Genomic DNA, 19,926 nt, shown 5'->3' with positions numbered 1-19,926 from the left:
CAAGCCATATCAGGCCTTTAATCAGAAAGAAAAGGAATCCCCATACTCCAACTTTTTTCAGCCATTTAAATAATGCTGTTTTTCTTTCGGATGTAGATTTGGACGCCATAATGCAAAAGTAAATTGATTTACAAATAAAATTACCGTGGATTTATATTTAGGAAAACGCATTATCATAACAGTCAGTATATGATATTAAAAAAATATTACAGGCAAACTGTAAACTCCCCAAGATTAGTCTTTGCTTAATTTCTTAATCGGTTTAAGTACAATCTTCCTAAATTCTACTTCCGAACCTTCTGCTTGCAATGCTATTTGTCCACTTTGAGCTGTACAGTTCGTGCCATAATTTGCCAGTTTATCGTTTACCCAAACTTTCACTTTATCGTCCAGACACTCTACTACCATTTTATTCCATTTGCCAACAGGTTTTTCCAAACTATCAGCTAGCTTCTTTATCCGACGTTGTTTATTGCCGTTTACTCCCCAGCTTTCTTTTGGACCACGTCTGGCTTCCATATCAGGTACTGTAATGTCTTCTTCAATACACCAAAAATCACCGGCATTTTTATGTTGCATTTGTACTTCTATTGATTTTGGGAACATATTATAAAGCGCCCTTGGTGTGGATGCGTGTACCAATACCCCGCAATTTCCCGGTTTTGCCGAAAAACGATACTGAACTTCTATGCGGTAGTTTTTATAGTTTGCATCAGTAATCAGGTGACCTCGAGGATCGCCCATGCTAACCAGCATGTCATTGCGTACAATAAATGAGGGTTTAATATCAGGGTTTTTATCTTTATCAGGCACATCACTATGCCATCCTGTTAAATCTTTTCCATTAAATAAATCCTTGGTTTGGGCAAAGGATAAAGAACCTGTTAAACACAGGACTCCTATTAGTAATGTGGTCGTTAGCGTTGGTTTCATAAGCTAAATATAACATAACCTAATATAAGCCGGGATAGAATTAAAATAAAATTTTAGTATTATACAATATTCTATTTAAAAGAGCGTCTATATATTTGAGAGCGTTAATTTAGATGAGCGGGAATAGTCGGAGGATTATTCCCGCTTTTTTCTTTTAGCGGGTTTTGCTACTATATTAGGCGGGTCAATCGGCCTTTACTATCCTTCGTTTAGGATTAATGCATAATAGAAATATAAAAGGAGTATTATATTTGCCGCTCGAAATTAAAATATGATGTCTTTAAAACGTGTTGCTCTCCCTGTAATTCTGTCCTCAACGTTCTCAATATTATCTGTTCATGCACAACAGCCCATTAAATTAAAAGGGGATACCATTAATAAACTGAATGAAGTCGTTGTAAAAGAAAATAGGCTTCAGTTACCTTTTTCTAAACAAAATAGAAACATTTGGATTATTGACCGGGAGAAAATTAAAACGTTGCCTGCCCGATCAATTAGTGAGCTATTGAGTTATGTGTCCGGTGTGGATGTTCGTCAACGTGGACCCGGTGGTTTGCAGGCAGATATCAGCATAGATGGCGGTACATTTGATCAATCCTTAGTTTTGATTAATGGAATTAAGGTCTCTGATCCACAAACAGGGCATAACATGATGAATTTGCCGATCAATATGGATGACATAGATCATATTGAAGTTTTACGAGGATCGGCATCGAGGGTTTACGGCATTAATGCTTTAACAGGTGCTATCAATATTGTAACACGTAATCCTGCACAAAGCGGCGTTTTGGCAAATTTATTTGCAGGAAGCAGTTTTAAGAATAACGCATCCGGAGATAAATATTATAATTATGGGGTACGTGCCAGTGGCAATTTAGTACTCAACGGATCGAGCCATTTATTATCAGCAGGTCAGGAAGCAGGCAATGGTTACCGATACAATACGGCTTTTAACAATCAAAAGGTTTATTACCAGGGGAAATATGCGATAGGGAAAACGGATGTAATTGATGTTCTTGGTGGGTATATCTCCAATAATTTTGGTGCCAATGCTTTTTACTCTTCACCAGGTGATAAGGAATCCGAAGAAACAGTAAAAACTGCGCTAGCTTCGATTGCCTATACGACTAAATTAAGTGAAAACTGGACAATCGTACCAAGAATCAGTTACAGGAATAATGTAGATGATTATTTATATATCAAACAAACGCCAGATAAGTTCCATAATCTGCACAAAACTAATGTGTTTGATGCGGAACTGAACAATACCATACAGACTAAAATAGGAACCTTTGGGCTGGGCTTCGAAGCCAGAACAGAGCGTATTAATAGTACAAATCTGGGCAAAAGAAACCGTAATAACGCAGGTATGTTTGCAGAGTATAAATTTGAGCCTGTGGCACGCTTATTAGTTAATGCAGGTGTGTATACCAATTACAACTCAGATTATGGTTGGCAGGTTTTCCCCGGGTTAGATGCAGGCTATAATTTTTATGGCAACTGGCGGGTGTTTGCAAACGTGGGTACAGGACAGCGCTTACCAACTTATACAGACTTGTACTATAAAGGGCCAACAAATATTGGTAACGATCAGCTAAGGCCAGAGAAATCGCAATACGCAGAAGGTGGACTAAAGTTTAACAATGAACATCTGGCATTGAATGCCAGTTATTTTGTTCGTAAGATAGACAATTTCATAGATTGGGTAAAAACGTTGCAGACTGACCCTTGGCAGCCTCAAAATTTTAGCAGGGTTGATACCAAAGGCTTTACCTTAAGTGCAGATTATACGTTAATGCCAGCTATACAAAGTGCATTGGGCAATGTTAGGCTTGGTGCTTCATACACTAATTTAAACCCAAGTTTTAAAAAGACTTTGGTAACAGCGGTTTTCTCACGCTATGCTTTAGAGAGTTTAAGGAACCAGTTGAGTGGTACAATAAGTGCTGATTTTTATAAGCTATTTTCTTTAACAGTAACTAGTCGTTACAATGAACGTATCAATTATAAGGATTACGTGGTAATGGATGCTAGAATAGCTTTTAAACAAAAGCATTACAGTATTTACGCTGATGGTGCAAACCTTTTTAATGTGCAGTATATTGAAGCAGGGGCAGTGCCGATGCCGGGCTCATGGTTTACATTAGGGGTTAAGGCCGCCATTACAAAATAAAATTACTATTGCAGGCATAAAAAAATGATGGCTGCAAAATCAACGATATTTTATGAAAATTGTCGTTTTTTTACTATTTCTATTTTTCGAGTTTGAGCAACTTTAGTTATGCTTAGCGCTTGCTGTGTGTTCTATCTAAACATCGCTCAAACTATGAAAAAACATCTATTTACTTATGCTATGCTGGCGGTCAGCAGTACAGCTTCCGCTCAGCAACTATCCCGATCCGTTACAGCTACCACTGGATCAGGAGTTGTCCTCAACAAAACCATTATTCAGTATACTGTTGGTGAAGTTGTTGTTGCTACACTCCAAAATTCATCGGTATTACTTACCCAGGGTTTCCAACAGCCCGAAGTAGCAGGGAATAATGCTATACCGGACCCCATTTTGGTAACAGGCTTTATAGTATTTCCCAATCCGGCAAATAGCCAAACCAAATTGGAGTTTGATTTACTGGAAGACACTCAGGTGAATATTCAGCTGGTTAATAATGCCGGGCAAACGCTTAAAAATATTGCAATAAATATGCTTGCCGGAAAAGTTCGTTATCCACTACCCTTGACTGGTTTTGCCCCAGGTTTATACTATGTGGTGGTCAAAGCAGGGAATAAAAATTATAGCGAAAAATTGGTCATACAATAAGCTTATGAAACCTAAGATTTACCTTATTGCAAGCCTAATGGTTTGCCTGGTAGGTTGGTGCCAGTACAGTATTGCTCAGGAAGACAACCGGGTAGTAACCAGCGGAGCCTCATTTCTTCTTCTAAGTCCGGACGCCAGATCTGCAGGTGTTGCTGAGGCTGGGACAGGCTTATCAGCTGATGCCAATTCTATATACCTTAATCCCGCAAAATTGAGTTTTGCCGATAATATGGGCTTCAGCCTATCCTATACTCCATGGATGCGGGAACTGACTAAAGATGCAAAACTAGGCTATTTATCTGCCTTTAGAAAACTGAACGAAAGAGAAGCCATAGGCCTTTCGGTGAAGTACCTCGATCTCGGGATGATCAATTTTAGAGATGAGCTTGGCAATATGCTGCAAGAATATAAAGCCAACGAGTTTGCTATTGATGCCAGTTATGCACGAAAACTTGGAGAAACGTTTGCAATGGCCCTAACCGGTAGGTTTTTTAGAAGTGATTTGGGTAATGGGAATTACAATAATTTGCTTTTACAACGTACCAGTGCCTTTGCTGCAGATATCTCCATTTACTCGGAAAAAGATTTGCAAAGTGGGAAATATGCAAGACGTTTTAGCTGGGGTATAAATCTTAGCAATATTGGGACTAAGCTCAAATATAGCGAACAAGAAACTACTTTTTTACCTATGAATTTAAGGATTGGGGCAGGTTATACCTTTTACACTGATCCTGACAACAGGCTTACCTTATTGGCTGATGTGAATAAATTGATGGTACCTACGCCACCAAGGTATAAAAGAGATGAAAATGGTGATCTCACGAATCAGATTGAAAAGGGGCGGGACCCCAACAGGAGTGTGCCAAGTGCGTTGTTTACCTCCCTTTTTGATGCACCAGGTGGGTTTAAAGAAGAATTGTCAGAATTTGTTTTTTCGGGTGGATTAGAATTCTCCTACTATGATCAATTGTTTATCCGAACGGGCTATTTATACGAAGATCCCAAGAAAGGAAACCGCCAGCATTTTGCCGCGGGACTTGGATTTAAAGTGCGTCCCATACGCATTGATATAAGCTATGTATTCCCCAGTGGTGATAGGTATGTGTTGAGAAATACAATGAGGTTCACGCTAAGCTATACACCTGGTGCTAATGAGCTTTCGACAAAAAAATAATAGAGAAGTAGAGCTTTATCAAATAGAATCAAAAACATCTAAATATAATAACATCAGTAAAAAGCATCTAAAATCATTAAAGACATGAAAAGAATATGTTTTACTATTACGTTTATTCTCTTTGTAGGAATACATTGGGTTAATGCTCAGGATGGATTGAAGGGGATAAATTATCAGGCTGTTGCCAGAAATACAAATGGAACAGTACTATCTAATCAAGCCGTTAAAGTAAAGATTTCCATATTAGGTGGTGCTGCTAATGGGCCTGCCCAATATGTTGAACAACATGCTGTGAGTACCAATCAGCTTGGACTCTTTACATTGCAACTTGGAAAAGGAACACCTTCTACAGGAACTTTTACTGGCGTGCCCTGGCAAAATGCCAATCAGTATTTAAAGGTTGAGCTTGCACTTGGAAATGGTGTTTTTAATGATTTAGGTACTACGCAATTGATGAGTGTACCATTTGCATTGTTTGCTGCAGCAGGCAATCCCGGTCCGCAGGGTATACAAGGACCTATTGGGGTGCAGGGGCCGCAAGGTGTTCAAGGGCCAGCCGGAGCAAATGGTGTACTTACCGGACCTGCCGGAGGTGATTTATCCGGTAATTATCCCAATCCTTTAATTGGTAATGATAAGGTGACAACAGCTAAAATATTAGATGGTTCGGTTACGCTTCCTAAGCTGGCACCAGGCGTTATTCCAACTGCCTTGCCTCCAAATGGTGCAGCCGGTGGTGATCTTTCTGGTACTTACCCTAATCCTTCAATTGGTAATGATAAAGTGACTACGGCTAAAATTTTAGATGGATCAGTTACACTTGCTAAACTAGCTCCAGGTATTATTCCTGTTATTCCCGCTGCGCTGCCTCCAAATGGAATAGCAGGAGGTGATTTGTCTGGTACTTATCCTAATCCTGCAGTAGCAAAGTTGCAATCCATACCAATAGATCCTGTGGCTCCTATACTAAATAGTGTGCTAAAGTTTAATGGCGTATCCTGGACACCAGGTTCTATAGGGGGAGGAGGGTTTGTACTGCCTTTTATAGCCAATGAAAATAATGCGGGGACGTTATTTTCAATAAAAAATGCAGGTGATGGCACCTCCGTTGAGGGGATCAGTGCTAGTACTAATGCAAATATTGCAGCGGTCAGGGGCGTGGTGACATCAGCTAGTCCTGGTAGCTTCTCCTCGGCTGTAAGAGGGATTAACAATGGAACCGGCGGGTTTGGGATAGGTGTTTGGGGTTCGCAAGCCGGATCCGGTTGGGGTGTTTATGGGGATACACCAGCTGGCATAGGTGTTTATGGCAATTCATCAGGAAATGGTGTTGGCGTACTTGCCAAGACCGAAAGCGGTACTGGTTTGTTGGCTACAAGTTTTCTCGGTTCGGCAGCTGAGTTATACATAACCAATAATGCAAATAGTAATAATGTAGTTAATGTTTCAACTATAGGTAACGGATCGGGTATACAAGTTACAGCAAGTGGATTCGGTAATGGTATAACTGCTAATAGTTCTAATGGTACTGGTGTGCAGGGAATTACCAAATCTCAGGCTGCCGCAGGCATTATTGGTGATAATACCGGTGGAGGTGAAGCCATTGTGGGGAGGGCAAAAAGTGATATTGCTGGTGCTGTGGTAGGTCGTAATGACGGAGGAGGTTATGGTGTGCATGGCTTTATATCAACTAATGCAACAGGTACAGGAGTTGGTGTTTTTGGGAGGGTTGGCGAGGGAGGGAGTAAAGGTCGCGCAGGCAGATTTGAAAATGTGAATGGGGCTAATCTGTTTAATACATTGGAAGTATATACCATTAGCGGTGGTCAGGTTTTAGATAATAAGGTTGGAAACGCAGCATCTTTTGTGGTGAATAACACAAATAGTGTTTCAGCAGGTGTACGCGCAGAGGTAAATACCATCTTTGCTAACTATGGGGCAGCAGCTGTATTTGGGCTTGCATCAGGAACTGGTGGTTTTGCAGGATTGTTCCATTCTTCTAATTCTTCTGGAAATGGACCTGCTGTGGTTGCTATAACAGATGGTTTGGGTAATGCGATTACAGCAAGTGCAAATAAGAATGGCAATGGCGTAGAAACTAGCGTAAATGGTACAGGAAATTCGCTTTATGCCTGGGTGCCATCATCTGGTACGGGAAGGGCTGGGAGGTTTGAAAACTTTAATAATGCAAATACAAACGACGTAATTACAGTAAAAACAATAGGTTATGGTATTGCAGGTAACTTTAAGGTTGATAATACTAATGGGACTTCTGCTGCTGTAAAAGGTGAAGTGAATTCACAATTTTCAAATTTTGGAACGGCAGGTGTTTACGGTGTATCATCCGGTACCGGAGGGTTTGGAGGCTTGTTTTATTCTTCTAATCCGGTTGGAAATGGACCCGCACTAATTGCTATAGCTAATGGTAATGGTAATGGTATAACCGCAAATGCATCAGCGTTAGGAGATGGTGTTGAAAGTACGGCTGATGGAACTGGAAATGCTTTTTATGGATGGGTATCTAATTTTAGTAATGGAAAGGCAGCCAGATTTGTAAATTTTAATACTGTAAATGTTAATCCTGTTATTACTGCCGAAACGCATAGTAGTGGTAATCTAGCCGTATTTAAAGCAGGAAACCCCAATACAGTAAATGTTGCCCGAATTGATGCTGCAGGCAAAGGATTCTTTAATGGGGGTACCCAAACCGGTGGTGCTGATATAGCAGAATCATTTGATGTTTCCGGAAATGTTTTAAGTTACGAGCCGGGTGATATCCTTGTGATATCTACCAGTAAAGACAGAACAGTCGAAAAATCAACAGGAGCGTATTCTAATTTAGTAGCTGGGGTATATGCTACAAAACCAGGTGTGTTGTTGACCGAGGAATATATAGATTCCGACTTAAAAACGCAGGTGCCTATGGGGGTAATTGGTGTGTTGCCTACCAAAGTTTGTCTGGAAGGCGGGGCAATTTCCAGAGGTGATTTGCTGGTTACTTCTTCATTCTCTGGTGTAGCCATGAAAGCAGATCCTGATAAGGTTAAAATCGGACAAGTACTGGGGAAAGCACTCGAAGCTTATGATGCTAAAGGTGTAGGGAAAATCAAAGTATTGGTGAGTGTTAAATAATTAGTTTAGAAAATAAAAATATGAAGACAATTTATAAAATTAGTTCTGCAGTTATGATTAGCGCTGGTTTGCTGATCTGCTCAGCCGTACAGGCGCAAGAAAAGTACAAAACTACGGAGAGTATTGGAAAGCAATTTATGCAAAACTCGGTACCTGGATTGAAATATGGACCCGAAGGTCAGCGAAAGCAAGAAAATGAACCTGTAGATTCAAAACGAGATACAAAAGGAGACATTAGAGATGTTTTATTTACAGGTGGGATACCAACAGCAGCAGGACAAACATCGAGAACAAATAACCCAGGTTCAGGGAAATCAGCACCTGTAAAGTTATTAAGTGATAGCAAAGTCCCAGAATCGGATAAAAAGCCAGCTGAAGCTGTAAAGCTACCTCCAATGCAGGGTGGGGCGAAAGAGCCTGTTGGTCAGCCAAGCCCTTCTATTTGATCAGAATCATAAGTAAATATACCAGTCAGTGGTTTTAACGACTGCTTTAACATCGCTGAAGCCACCTTTTCTATTTTAATGCTGCGGTATTTTTTAAGTCCACCAATAAGCAATGGATTTAAAACCCGCATCAGCCTGATCATGATGCCTTCAGCGCTGCGATGTTCTTGTCGATCACCATCCAGTAGGGAGGGTCTGTAGATATGTATGCTTTTAAATGGAATGGTTTTAAGATCACGTTCTACTTCGCCTTTTAGTTTGGAATAAAAGATAGAAGAGTTTGGATTCGCCCCGAGTGCCGACACTAAATGGTATTGAGAAGCTCCATTTTGCTGTGCAATAAGTGCAATGTCTAATGGGTATTGGTAATCTATTTTGCGGTACTGGGCTTTGTCGGGCGTTTTATTTTGGGTTGTCCCCAATGCGCAAAATACCACATCACCTTTTATATGTTCCTGATGGTTTTCGAGTCGATCAAAATCAACTACCACTTGTTGAAACTTAGGGTGCTGCAGGTGTATTTCCCTCCTCACTACAGCGGTTACCAATTTATAATCAGGATGATCTAGTAGCTGTTGTAATAAACTGCTTCCAATCAAACCAGTAGCTCCTACGATTATTGCCTCCATTTTATCCAAATATAGGAGATTAACAATTGGATGGGGTATAAGTTCTACCTCCAGGTATAATTATGGCGACATAACTCCGATTGTAAAGTATAAATAGTTATGTTTGTATGTCAAATACATCAAAAATTAAGAAAATTATTGCCTATAAATGAGTACGAAAACTGCAGTTTCTCCATCAGAATTCGAGTTGGTATCAGGTTTAGAGATCCACGTACAATTAAATACACAATCGAAAATATTCTCGTCTGATAGTGCTTCCTTTGGTGCAAAACCTAATGAACATATATCTGCAGTTTCTTTGGCTCTACCAGGAGCCCTACCTAAATTGAATAAAGAGGTTGTGGCAAAAGCGGTAAGAATGGGGTTAGCCTTAAATTGCACCATTAATCAGATCAATTATTTCGATCGTAAAAATTACTTCTATGCCGATTTGCCTAAGGGGTATCAGATTACGCAAGACAATAAGCCCATCTGTAAGGATGGTTTTCTCAATGTAACTTTAAGTACCGGGGAAGAAAAACGGATAGGCATTAACAGGATTCATCTGGAAGAAGATGCAGGTAAAAGCTTGCACGATCAGGATGATAAATATTCGTATGTTGACTTGAACAGAGCCGGTGTGCCATTAATTGAGATTGTAACAGAACCTGATATCAGAAGTGCCGAAGAAGCCTCACTGTTACTAACAGAGATCAGGAAACTGGTTCGTCATCTGGACGTGAGTGATGGAAATATGGAAGAGGGAAGTTTACGTTGCGATGCCAATATCTCTATTCGCAAATATGGAGTTGTTGAATTTGGTACACGCTGTGAGGTGAAAAACCTAAACTCTATCAGAAATGTACGCAGAGCAATAGATTTTGAATATGGACGTCAGAAGGAAGTAATTCTGTCCGGCGGAAAGATTATTCAGAGCACACTTACTTTTGATGCTGATCAGGGCTCTACTGCACCTATGCGAAGTAAGGAAGAAGCAAATGATTACCGTTATTTCCCGGATCCGGATCTTGCTCCTGTACATATCTCTGATGAATGGCTGGCACAGCTAAAGTTTGAAATGCCCGCTTTACCTCAGGAAATTGCTAAAAAGCTGATAGCGGATTATGGTGTAAATGATTCTGAAGCAACTATGTTGTCCGAAGATCATGACCTGTTTAGCTATTTTAATGAAGCATTGCCTTTTGTAAATAATAAAAAGAACCTGGTAAACTGGCTTACCGGTTCCGTTAGGGCATTGCTAAATGAACAGGAAATAGGAATTGTAGATTTTAAAGTGATACCAGAGCAACTTGCCGATGTAATCAATATGGTGGATGATAAGAAAATCACCCAGCAGATTGCATTGCAAAAATTGTTACCAGAGCTGCTTAAAGCACCGGCAGACAATGTAATGGAGCTGGCAGCTCAGTTAAACCTTTTAATTGAAGAAAATAGTAATGAATTGTCGACCTTTGTAGACAATGTACTGGTAAAATATCAGCCACAGGTTGATGCATATAGAAAAGGAAAAAAAGGTGTGTTGGGGCTTTTTGTTGGCGAAGTGATGAAGCTTGCCAAAGGAAAGGCCGACCCTCAGAAAATAAATGAATTGTTACAGGATAAGTTAAAATAATGAAGATTATGATGAAGAGAATAAGCTATATATTATTGTTGTGTGTGGTATTTGCAGCATGTAAAGATAAGGCAAACTTTGTAATAGAAGGGCAGTTTAAGAATGCAACGCCGGGTAGCAAAGTTTATTTGTTTGGCTTACAGAAAGATCATGCACTGCCATTGGATTCTACAGTGTTTTCTGAAAAGGGAGAGTTTAAGTTTACCCACAGTACACCTGCAGTTGACTTTTTTAGAATTTCTTCCGGAAATAGTGAATACATGATCATTGCTAAGAATGGTGATCATATTAAGATTAATGCTGACTTGGCGGACAAAACTCTTGCTTATAATATTTCTGGTGCTATGGAAGCAGATAAACTGGAAGAACTGAATAAAGTGAAAAACCAGTATATGGTCAAAATCTCTGAGATACAGAAGAAATTTGATGAGGCTGTAGTTGCGCAACCTGATAAAAGGGATGTGATTATGGAGCAATTGAGACCAGCATATACTCAGGAAGTTGATGGTTTAAATAAGGCGGTGTTAAAGTTTGCTCAGGACAATACCTCTTCTTTGGCTAGTTTCTATGCCGTTAACCTTTTGAATCCTGGTGAGTATGAAAAGGAGCTGGTAGATTATTCTGATAAAATCAAAAATAATTTTAACAATAACCCAGCTGTAACTGAGTTTTTGGTAAGAATGTCTAAGCTTAAAACTGTACAGATTGGACAGCCAGCACCGGAGTTTACCATTAATGGTATCGATGGCAAACCAATTAAATTATCTGATTTTAAAGGTAAATATGTGATGCTTGATTTTTGGGCTTCATGGTGTACGCCATGCAGACAAGAGAATCCTAACGTAGTTAAGGCTTATAATACTTATAAAGACAAAAATTTCACCATTTTGGGTATATCTTTAGATAAAGATGCTACAGCATGGAAAAGTGCAGTTGCTGCCGATAAATTGACCTGGGCGCAGGCCAGTGATTTGAAGGATTTCGAGAGTCCAACCGCAATGTTGTATGCTATCGAGGCTATTCCAAGTTCTTATATTATCGATCCAAGCGGAAAAATCATTGCTAAAAATCTTCGTGGTGAAGAATTGGACGCATTTTTGAGTAAGACTTTACGATAACCCTAAATTCATGTTAATATACATGAGCTTATTAACAATTTGTTAACCCATGTTTAACTTTACATTGTAATTGATTACCTAATTTCGTAACAAATAATTAAAGCTATGAGCACCGTAAAACAGAAGATACTTATTGTTGATGATGAACCAGATATTTTAGAGCTGATAGAATATAACTTAAAAAAAGAAGGTTATCAGGTTTATTTGGCTGGAAATGGGCAAGAGGGAATTACGATTGCAAAGAAGGTACATCCTGATTTAATTATTCTGGATATTATGATGCCTAAGATGGATGGTATTGAAGCCTGTAGACTTATGCGTGCAATTCCTGAATTTAAAAACACATTCATGGTATTTCTTACCGCCCGCAGTGAAGAATACTCTGAGATTGCTGGTTTTAACGTTGGAGCGGATGATTATATTGCCAAGCCCATCAAGCCTCGGGCATTGGTAAGTCGTATTAATGCAATATTAAGAAGAAATTCAAGTGCTGATGAAGTATCTGACAATAAAGTTGAAATAGGAGATTTGGTGATTGACAGAGAGGCTTACCTCGTTTATCAGAACGGTCAGAAGGTTGTATTGGCTAAAAAAGAATTTGAATTGCTTTATCTGTTAGCCTCTAAACCTGGAAAAGTATATACCAGAGAATCTATTTTAAAGAATATTTGGGAAGACTCTGTAGTAGTTACCAATCGTACTATTGATGTGCATATTCGTAAGTTGCGTGAAAAATTAGGCGAAAGATATGTAGCTACAGTGAAAGGAGTGGGGTATAAATTCGAACTTTCTTAGTACTTTTGCGCTAAGAAATTCTTATCATATTGAAATATCCTTCCTTTAAAGATCTTATCCTATTCGAAAACGATGATTATATCGTAGTAAATAAACCGCCATTTGTAGCTTCATTAGACGAGCGTGGTGGTTCAGGAGAAGTTAATATTCTTCGCCTTGCAAAGCAGTATTGTCCTGACGCACAGGTTTGTCATCGTCTTGATAAAGAAACCTCAGGTGCTATTATCATCGCTAAAACATCAGAAGCCTACCGTTCTGTCTCAATACAGTTCGAAAAACGTAAAATCAGCAAAACTTATCATGCAGTTGTTGACGGACAGTTTACTTTCAAAGATCTTTTTATAGACCTGCCAATCTTAAATGATGGCAATAAAAGTGTTACCATTGACCGTAAGGAGGGGAAACGCGCGGAAACTATCTTTAATACTTTAAAAAACTACAGACACTATACTTTGGTAGAATGTAAGCCCATTACAGGGCGTATGCACCAAATCAGAATCCATTTGGCAACGCAACGTGCTGCAATTGCGGGTGATGATATGTATAGGGGTAAACCAGTATTCCTTTCCAGCATCAAAAAAGGCTATCGCATAGCCAAAGATGATGAAGAACAGCCTATTATGAAGCGTTTTGCCCTACACGCCAGACACCTTGTATTTAAGGGGCTGGACGGACAGGATATTGTAATTGAAGCCCCATATCCTAAAGATTTTGCAACACTCATTAAATTATTGGATAAGTTTGACGCTTAAAAATTAGATAGAAATGTACGTAAGGTTAGTGAATTATTTAGATGCAATTAATCAGTACAGGAAAACAAAGATCTCTAACAGGAACTTTCTTGTAATTGCAGCACTAATTGTAGGTATCCTCGCAGGTCTTGCCGCATCTTTACTTAAAGCCATAACGCATCATATCGAAGATTTTTTGCAGGTAAGCTTTCACTGGAAGTACAAATATTATCTATTTTTCTTCTTCCCTTTTATCGGGATTTTGTTGTCGGTTATGTATGTCCGGCGCTTCATCAGGAAAGGGAAGTTTGAAACAGGGTTAACCCCATTACTATATACAATTTCTAAAAAATCAAGTAAAGTTGAGCCTCATAATGTCTATTCGCAAATCATTACAGCTGCCTTAACAGTTGGATTTGGAGGTTCGACAGGGTTAGAAGCACCTATTGTAACCAGTGGAGGTGGTATTGGCTCAGTTGTTGGCCGTTTCTTAGGCTTATCTTACAGAGAAACCACAATGTTGCTAGCCTGTGGAGCAGCAGCAGGTATCGCAGGAGCCTTTAACAGTCCAATTGCCGGAATTGTATTTGCTATTGAAATTCTTCTGCCGGAATTCACTATTCCTGCATTTATACCTTTATTGCTGTCCTCTGCCACAGCTGCAGTTGTGGCACGTCTATTCTACAACGAACAGCTTTTTTTTCTGGTTACAGAAGGCTGGAAAATGAATGCCCTGATCTATTACGTTTTACTTGCCGTCTTGATTGGTATTTTCTCTGTTTACTTTGGGAAAATCAATGCATTTATAAAGTCTACATTTTATAAGATAACCAATCCTTATAAAAAAGTGGTGATAGGGGGCTTGATGTTAGGTTTATTGGTGTTTTTGTTCCCAACCCTATACGGAGAAGGTTACATCACTATTAAAAGCCTTTTAAGGGGTAATTATACCGCTTTACTTACAAATAGTATATTTTCTGACTACAGTAGTCTTCCCTGGGTGATCATTCTGTTTACTGTAGTTACCGTCTTTGCTAAATCAGCAGCAACGTTAATTACTTTAAGTGCCGGAGGCAATGGGGGAATTTTTGCTCCAAGCTTAATTATGGGCGGTTTAATTGGTTTTGTGGTGGCGTTCTCTGTTAATACATTGGGCATTGGTAATTTAAATGTGGCAAATTTTATTGTTGCTGGTATGGCCGCATCATTAAGCGCTTTAATGCATGCGCCACTTACGGGTATCTTCTTAATTGCTGAAATCACCGGTGGATATGTTTTAATGGTTCCTTTAATGATTACATCGGCCATAGCTTACCTGATTAACAGAAGTAAAAATCAATACTCTATCTATACTAAACCACTGGCAGAAAAAGGAGAGCTTTCGTCACTTGAAGACAAAGATACTACAGTGCTGAATATGATGAAATTAAGATACCTGGTAGAGGTTGATTATTTGGTGTTGAATGAGAATGATTTAATCTCGGCGCGATTGAATGAAATTTTGCAATCTAAAAGAAATCTGTTCCCGGTTGTAGATGATGAAAAGGTATTTAAAGGGTTGGTTTATGTAGAAGATGTTTTAAGAAAAGGAACAAACCATGCAGAAGAATGGTCTGTTAATAACTTAATGCAGGCAGCTCCTGATGTAGTGATCATTTCTGATCATTTGAAAATTGTCTTACAAAAGATGGAAAAGGAAAATGCCTGGTTGTTACCTGTGTTGGGTGAGGGTGGGCAGTATTTAGGCTTTGTGTCCAAGACAGCCATCTTCAATAAATACAGGGCGCTATTGAGCAGGCAGGCTGATTATATGGGTTAATATCCATTTCAATAACTCCCGATGCAATTAATTCATCAGGAGTTGTTGAAAATTGATTATTCTATAGCTCTTTTTAAGCCAAATTTCTCTATTTTACTATACAAATGACTGCGTTGAATTTCAATATCATCAGCAGTTTTGGATACATTCCAATTGTTTTTCTCCAGCTTAAATTTGATAAATTCTCTTTCAGCATGATCTTTATAATCCTGAAAATTGTTGAATTTATCATAGTCAACTGACTGATCATTGCTTGCATTGGCATGACCATTATTTGAACCTATAGCTCCAATGTTTGTTCCTCCTCCGGGATTAGCAAAAGAGATCACATCATTTTCGGTAATGGCCTTATCACTTAAAATAATTAAACGTTCAATCATATTGTGTAATTCACGAACATTTCCAGTCCATGGTAACGCCTGTAGTGCTGACATTGCGCCATCATTGATCTTTTTAACTGGCATGCCATAATCACGACAAATTTCTTCCAGGAAGTTCTGCGCAATTTCAGGAATGTCTTCAGTACGTTCAGTTAAATGAGGAACATGAATATTGATTACATTTAAACGATGGTATAAGTCCATACGGAAATTACCGGCCTCAATTTCTTTTAATAGGTCTTTATTGGTCGCAGCAAGTACCCTAACGTTTACTTCCTGTTCTTTTTCGCCACCTACCCGGGTAATTTTATGCTCTTGTAAAGCACGTAGCACCTTTGCTTGTGCAGAAAGGCTCATGTCACCAATTTCATCCAGAAATAATGTGCCGCCATTAGCCAATTCAAATTTACCGATGCGTTGTTTTACTGCGGATGTAAAAGAACCTTTTTCATGACCAAAAAGTTCGCTTTCAATTAACTCAGATGGTATAGCTGCACAGTTTACCTCAATAAGTGGACTTTCGGCACGCTGAGACTTTTCGTGTAACCAGCGCGCAACCAGTTCTTTACCGCTACCATTAGCTCCGGTTATTAAAACTCTGGCTTCAGTAGGGGCTACACGTTCAATGGTTTCTTTAATTTTATTGATGTTATCAGAGCTGCCGAGAATATCTCTTGTTTTGCTTGCTTTTCTTTTTAAGACTTTAGTTTCGGTAACTAAAGTACCTCGGTCCAGCGCATTTCTGACAGTAATTAATAGCCTGTTTAGATCAGGTGGTTTAGAAATAAAGTCAAAAGCACCTTTTTTACTTGCTTCAATTGCTGTTTCAACTGTACCATGTCCGGATATCATGATAAAAGGAAGATCAGGGCTAATGGCTAATGCCTGTTCCAGCACCTCCATGCCGTCCATTCTGTTCATTTTGATGTCGCAAAGAACAAGATCGTACTTTTTTTTCTTTATAAGTTCTAATCCATCAATACCATTATCAATATCTTCAACCTCGTAATTTTCGTATTCTAAAATCTCACGAAGGGTGTTTCTTATTGCCCTCTCATCATCAATTATCAATAATTTTGCCATAGGTAATGCTAATCATTTTTGCGTTAGGCTACTAATATAATTCATATTATCAATAACCTCTTTATAAAATAAAAAAATGCAAGCCTGTAAGCCGGGTTCTGTTCCCAATGAATTGGGATTCTACCATTAATCTACTATAAATGTTGCCATTTATCTCTAACGACCTACCCACTAACATCGGACGAGTAGCCCTACATACGTTAGCCTATTTGGTCTTTCAACTCCCGGGGTTTACCACCCTTCCGGTCACCCGGAAAAATCGTGAGCTCTTACCTCACGTTTTCAACCTTACCTGTGCTTAAAAGCCATCGGCGGTATATTTTCTGCGGCACTTTCCATAACTCAGGCATTCAGTCCTGAGCCTCTTCCCGTTAGGAAGCGAGATACTCTGTGTTGCCCGGACTTTCCTCTTTCCCTTTTTAATCAGGCCAGCGATAGAACAGCTTGCATTTTGGACAAAGATACAAAAACTTATCAGGGAGAGATTTGAATATATCTTTAAATATTTGATTGTTTTATTTACTTTAATAGTGAAGTATTTGTTGTTTTTAGTATTGTATTTATGATACATTAATTGAAGCGAAGTGTCCAATCTAAAAAACTCAATCGTTATCAGGTTTTAACAACTAAAAATTAAGAAGATGAAAGAATTCATGATGATTTTCAGACAAGAAAAACAAGAAGGTGCTGAAATGCCTTCAGCAGAGCAAATGCAGGCGGTAATGAAACAATGGCAGGATTGGATAGGAGGTATTGCTGCACAAGGCAAATACAGTGGTACCAATCGTTTATATTCTGAAGGAAAAACCTTGAAACCGGGTAACGTGGTTATTGACGGACCTTATGCTGAAGTTAAAGAAATGATTGGCGGTTACCTGATCGTAAAAGCAAACACACTTGATGAAGCTGTGGAAATGGCAAAATCATGTCCTAATTTAATATACGGAGGCAATGTAGAAGTTAGAAGTGTAATGACTATAGAGTACGACCCGACCTCTGCAAAGTTTTTAGATCCTCAATAATTGATTTTTCTTTAGTCGCCCATGTTATTGTAGATTTACATGGGCGACTTTTTTTATGCAAAAGCAAGAACTCATACCGCATTTATTTAGAACCGAATATCGGAAGATAGTTTCCGTGCTCTGCAGATTATTTGGCATCGATCATATTGAAATTGCTGAAGACATTGTAAGTGATACCTTCTTACTAGCTACAGAATTGTGGGGGATGAAAGGCCCACCGGAAAATCCTGCCGCCTGGTTATATACAGTTTCTAAAAATAAAACAAAGGACTATCTGAAGCGCAATACCCTGTTTCTGGATAAAATCAGCACAGAAATAAAATATACATCCTCAACGGTTGAAGACATGGAAATTGATCTGTCCAGCAAAAATATCAACGACAGTCAGCTAGCTATGATGTTTGCCATTTGTCATCCCTGTATTTCTCCGGAAGCACAAATCGCTTTATCCTTAAATCTCCTTTGTGGTTTTAGTACTGACGAAATAGCAAATGCTTTTCTAACCAATCGGGAAACCATTTATAAGCGATTGCAAAGGGCAAAAGAAAAATTAAAGACAGAACAGGTAAAGATAGAGCAACCCTCGAAAGCGGAAATCAATGAAAGGTTGGAAAGGGTATTAACAACACTGTATTTATTGTTTAATGAAGGTTATTATTCCAGCTCTAAAAACACACCACTAAGAAAAGAACTTTGTCTGGAAGCTATGCGTTTAAACGTAATGCTTGCCAATAATGAGCAGACTAATAAACCACCTGTCAATGCACTGCTTGCACTGATGTGTTTCCATGCTTCCAGATTTGAAGCCAGAACAAATTCAAATGGCGAAGTTGTTTTGTATGGGGATCAGGATACGGAACTTTGGGATCTTGATTTAATTGAAAAGGGCAATTATTATATTAATATAGCATCACAAGGGGATCAACTTTCTAAATATCACCTGGAAGCAGCAATAGCTTATTGGCATACTCAAAAAGACGATTCAATTATAAAATGGGAACGTATTTTACAGTTGTATAATCAATTATTACTGATCGAATACTCACCAATTGCGGCCTTAAACCGAACCTATGCACTGGCAAAATCAAATGGAAATGAACAGGCAATTATAGAAGCAGAGAAGCTGGATCTCAAGGGGAATCATTTATACCATTCGCTGTTGGCTAATCTATATGCCAGCATACAACCTGCAAAAGCATTCGAGCATTTTGAGCAGGCAATTTTATTAGCGAAATCTGAAGCCGATAAAGTGAGTCTTAAACAAAGTATGTTAAAGTTAAAGCAGCAAATCTGATTTTATCGGTATGATCATAACCTGATTTCAATACATTTGCCTTTTTAATATTAACCATAAACAATCAAACTAAAATCATGAGTAATTCGACCAATTCTCAAATCAGCCACAATCTCTATTTCGAAGGAAAAGTTCAAAGCCTTGGACTGGAAACAGCCAATGGTAAAGCCACTGTTGGAGTAATGAAAAAGGGTACCTATACTTTTTCTGCCTCTTCAACTGAAAAAATGGTAATCATATCAGGTAGTATGGATGTGAAACTAACCGCTGATGGAGAATTTAAAAAATATGCAGAACAAGAAGAATTTGATGTCGCTGGAGGAACTTCGTTTGAAGTGTCATGTAACGATGATGTAGCTTATCTATGTTATTATGGATAAAAACAAAAGGGTGCAAAATGTACCCTTTTGTTATTGTTGACAACGCATAAATGCACCTGCTTTTAGTCGATTTTTTTAAAGGCAGAGGGAGAAACATTAAATCTCTTCTTAAATGCAACAGAAAAATGATTAGCATGTTTGTATCCCAGCATGCTCGCAATCTCTTTTAAATTATACCCCTTATTCCTGCTGATCAAGTTCTTCGCGCTTTGCATTTTCAATTCTTGGGTAAAGGAATTTATAGTTTTATTAAATACCTGTTTAAATCCCGCTTGCAACTTAGTACGGTTCATACCGGCATAATCAGCCAATTCTTCAATAGAAAAACTCCTCGAAAGATCCTTGCTGATCAGCTCAATGATTTTATAAAATATTTGTAGCTCTTTTTCAGTCCAATGCCGATCATCAGTGGGGGGAGCTGCATTTAAAGTAATGGTTACTTTAAGTATTTGTTGGTTTGTGATAACTACCGTTTTCTCATACTGAAAATCTTCCTTTTCCTGTATTTTTTCAGATAATATAAGTTTTCCATACTTGTCTTTAATGTAAATATCTACCAT

Annotated in this window: 17 protein-coding genes and 1 other RNA gene; 13 read left to right on the top strand and 5 right to left on the bottom strand. The window is 38.7% G+C overall.

Features of this window, described 5'->3' with window-relative positions; genetic code table 11:
• Window positions 1-234: 234 nt before the first annotated feature.
• Window positions 235-933, bottom strand: coding sequence for a DUF1080 domain-containing protein (locus P0Y49_12335; protein ID WEK17583.1), 699 nt, complete (start codon window positions 931-933; stop codon window positions 235-237).
• A 271-nt stretch (window positions 934-1,204) separates the two neighbouring features.
• Here P0Y49_12335 and P0Y49_12330 point away from each other — a divergent pair, with 271 nt between their 5' ends.
• The 5 genes from P0Y49_12330 to P0Y49_12310 all read left to right on the top strand — a co-directional run bounded on the left by P0Y49_12330 (window position 1,205) and on the right by P0Y49_12310 (window position 8,503).
• Window positions 1,205-3,106 (top strand): TonB-dependent receptor, encoded by a 1,902-nt coding sequence (locus P0Y49_12330; GenBank protein WEK17582.1) that lies wholly within the window; start codon window positions 1,205-1,207, stop codon window positions 3,104-3,106.
• 153 nt (window positions 3,107-3,259) lie between these two features.
• Window positions 3,260-3,751, top strand: a complete 492-nt coding sequence (locus tag P0Y49_12325; GenBank protein ID WEK17581.1) for a T9SS type A sorting domain-containing protein — start codon at window positions 3,260-3,262, stop codon at window positions 3,749-3,751.
• Window positions 3,752-3,755: 4 nt separating this feature from the next.
• Window positions 3,756-4,925 carry a type IX secretion system outer membrane channel protein PorV gene (gene porV / locus P0Y49_12320; protein ID WEK17580.1) on the top strand — a complete coding sequence of 390 codons (1,170 nt, stop codon included), beginning with the start codon at window positions 3,756-3,758 and terminating at the stop codon, window positions 4,923-4,925.
• Window positions 4,926-5,009: 84 nt separating this feature from the next.
• Window positions 5,010-8,057, top strand: a complete 3,048-nt coding sequence (locus P0Y49_12315; protein WEK17579.1) for a collagen-like protein — start codon at window positions 5,010-5,012, stop codon at window positions 8,055-8,057.
• Window positions 8,058-8,077: 20 nt separating this feature from the next.
• A complete protein-coding gene (locus P0Y49_12310) occupies window positions 8,078-8,503 on the top strand; it encodes a hypothetical protein (protein WEK17578.1) in 426 nt (141 codons plus the stop codon).
• On the opposite strand, the gene P0Y49_12305 is transcribed toward P0Y49_12310, so the two are convergent.
• Window positions 8,482-9,132, bottom strand: coding sequence for an oxidoreductase (locus tag P0Y49_12305; GenBank protein ID WEK17577.1), 651 nt, complete (start codon window positions 9,130-9,132; stop codon window positions 8,482-8,484). The genes P0Y49_12310 and P0Y49_12305 overlap by 22 nt on opposite strands.
• A 148-nt stretch (window positions 9,133-9,280) precedes the next feature.
• On the opposite strand from P0Y49_12305, the gene gatB reads away from it, so the two are divergent.
• From gatB to P0Y49_12280, 5 genes are all read left to right on the top strand, one after another.
• On the top strand, window positions 9,281-10,744 hold the full coding sequence (gatB, locus tag P0Y49_12300; GenBank protein WEK17576.1) for an Asp-tRNA(Asn)/Glu-tRNA(Gln) amidotransferase subunit GatB: 1,464 nt from the start codon (window positions 9,281-9,283) through the stop codon (window positions 10,742-10,744).
• A gap of 8 nt (window positions 10,745-10,752) precedes the next feature.
• Window positions 10,753-11,862, top strand: coding sequence for a TlpA disulfide reductase family protein (locus P0Y49_12295; GenBank protein ID WEK17575.1), 1,110 nt, complete (start codon window positions 10,753-10,755; stop codon window positions 11,860-11,862).
• A 105-nt stretch (window positions 11,863-11,967) separates the two neighbouring features.
• Complete coding sequence (locus P0Y49_12290) at window positions 11,968-12,657, top strand: response regulator transcription factor (protein WEK17574.1); 690 nt, start codon at window positions 11,968-11,970, stop codon at window positions 12,655-12,657.
• A 29-nt stretch (window positions 12,658-12,686) separates the two neighbouring features.
• Window positions 12,687-13,409: an RluA family pseudouridine synthase gene (locus P0Y49_12285; protein WEK17573.1), complete on the top strand. Its 723-nt coding sequence runs from the start codon at window positions 12,687-12,689 to the stop codon at window positions 13,407-13,409.
• 13 nt (window positions 13,410-13,422) lie between these two features.
• Window positions 13,423-15,207 carry a chloride channel protein gene (locus P0Y49_12280; protein WEK17572.1) on the top strand — a complete coding sequence of 595 codons (1,785 nt, stop codon included), beginning with the start codon at window positions 13,423-13,425 and terminating at the stop codon, window positions 15,205-15,207.
• A 56-nt stretch (window positions 15,208-15,263) separates the two neighbouring features.
• On the opposite strand, the gene P0Y49_12275 is transcribed toward P0Y49_12280, so the two are convergent.
• Together P0Y49_12275 and rnpB are read right to left on the bottom strand one after the other, a co-directional pair.
• Window positions 15,264-16,670 carry a sigma-54 dependent transcriptional regulator gene (locus P0Y49_12275; protein ID WEK17571.1) on the bottom strand — a complete coding sequence of 469 codons (1,407 nt, stop codon included), beginning with the start codon at window positions 16,668-16,670 and terminating at the stop codon, window positions 15,264-15,266.
• Window positions 16,671-16,741: 71 nt separating this feature from the next.
• Window positions 16,742-17,121, bottom strand: an RNA gene (gene rnpB / locus P0Y49_12270) — RNase P RNA component class A.
• 190 nt (window positions 17,122-17,311) lie between these two features.
• Here rnpB and P0Y49_12265 point away from each other — a divergent pair.
• The 3 genes from P0Y49_12265 to P0Y49_12255 all read left to right on the top strand — a co-directional run bounded on the left by P0Y49_12265 (window position 17,312) and on the right by P0Y49_12255 (window position 19,366).
• Window positions 17,312-17,692: a YciI family protein gene (locus P0Y49_12265; protein ID WEK17570.1), complete on the top strand. Its 381-nt coding sequence runs from the start codon at window positions 17,312-17,314 to the stop codon at window positions 17,690-17,692.
• A gap of 55 nt (window positions 17,693-17,747) precedes the next feature.
• Window positions 17,748-18,986, top strand: a complete 1,239-nt coding sequence (locus tag P0Y49_12260) for a sigma-70 family RNA polymerase sigma factor (GenBank protein ID WEK17569.1) — start codon at window positions 17,748-17,750, stop codon at window positions 18,984-18,986.
• Window positions 18,987-19,063: 77 nt separating this feature from the next.
• The gene (locus P0Y49_12255; protein WEK17568.1) at window positions 19,064-19,366 is read left to right on the top strand and encodes a pyrimidine/purine nucleoside phosphorylase; all 303 of its coding nucleotides are present in this window, start codon (window positions 19,064-19,066) and stop codon (window positions 19,364-19,366) included.
• A gap of 62 nt (window positions 19,367-19,428) precedes the next feature.
• On the opposite strand, the gene P0Y49_12250 is transcribed toward P0Y49_12255, so the two are convergent.
• A complete protein-coding gene (locus P0Y49_12250; protein ID WEK17567.1) occupies window positions 19,429-19,926 on the bottom strand; it encodes an AraC family transcriptional regulator in 498 nt (165 codons plus the stop codon).

Origin of the sequence: Candidatus Pedobacter colombiensis (genome assembly GCA_029202485.1) — a bacterium.
Lineage (GTDB): Bacteria > Bacteroidota > Bacteroidia > Sphingobacteriales > Sphingobacteriaceae > Pedobacter > Pedobacter colombiensis.
Note: the sequence above shows the minus strand (reverse complement) of the source record. Positions and strands in the feature narration are given on the sequence as shown.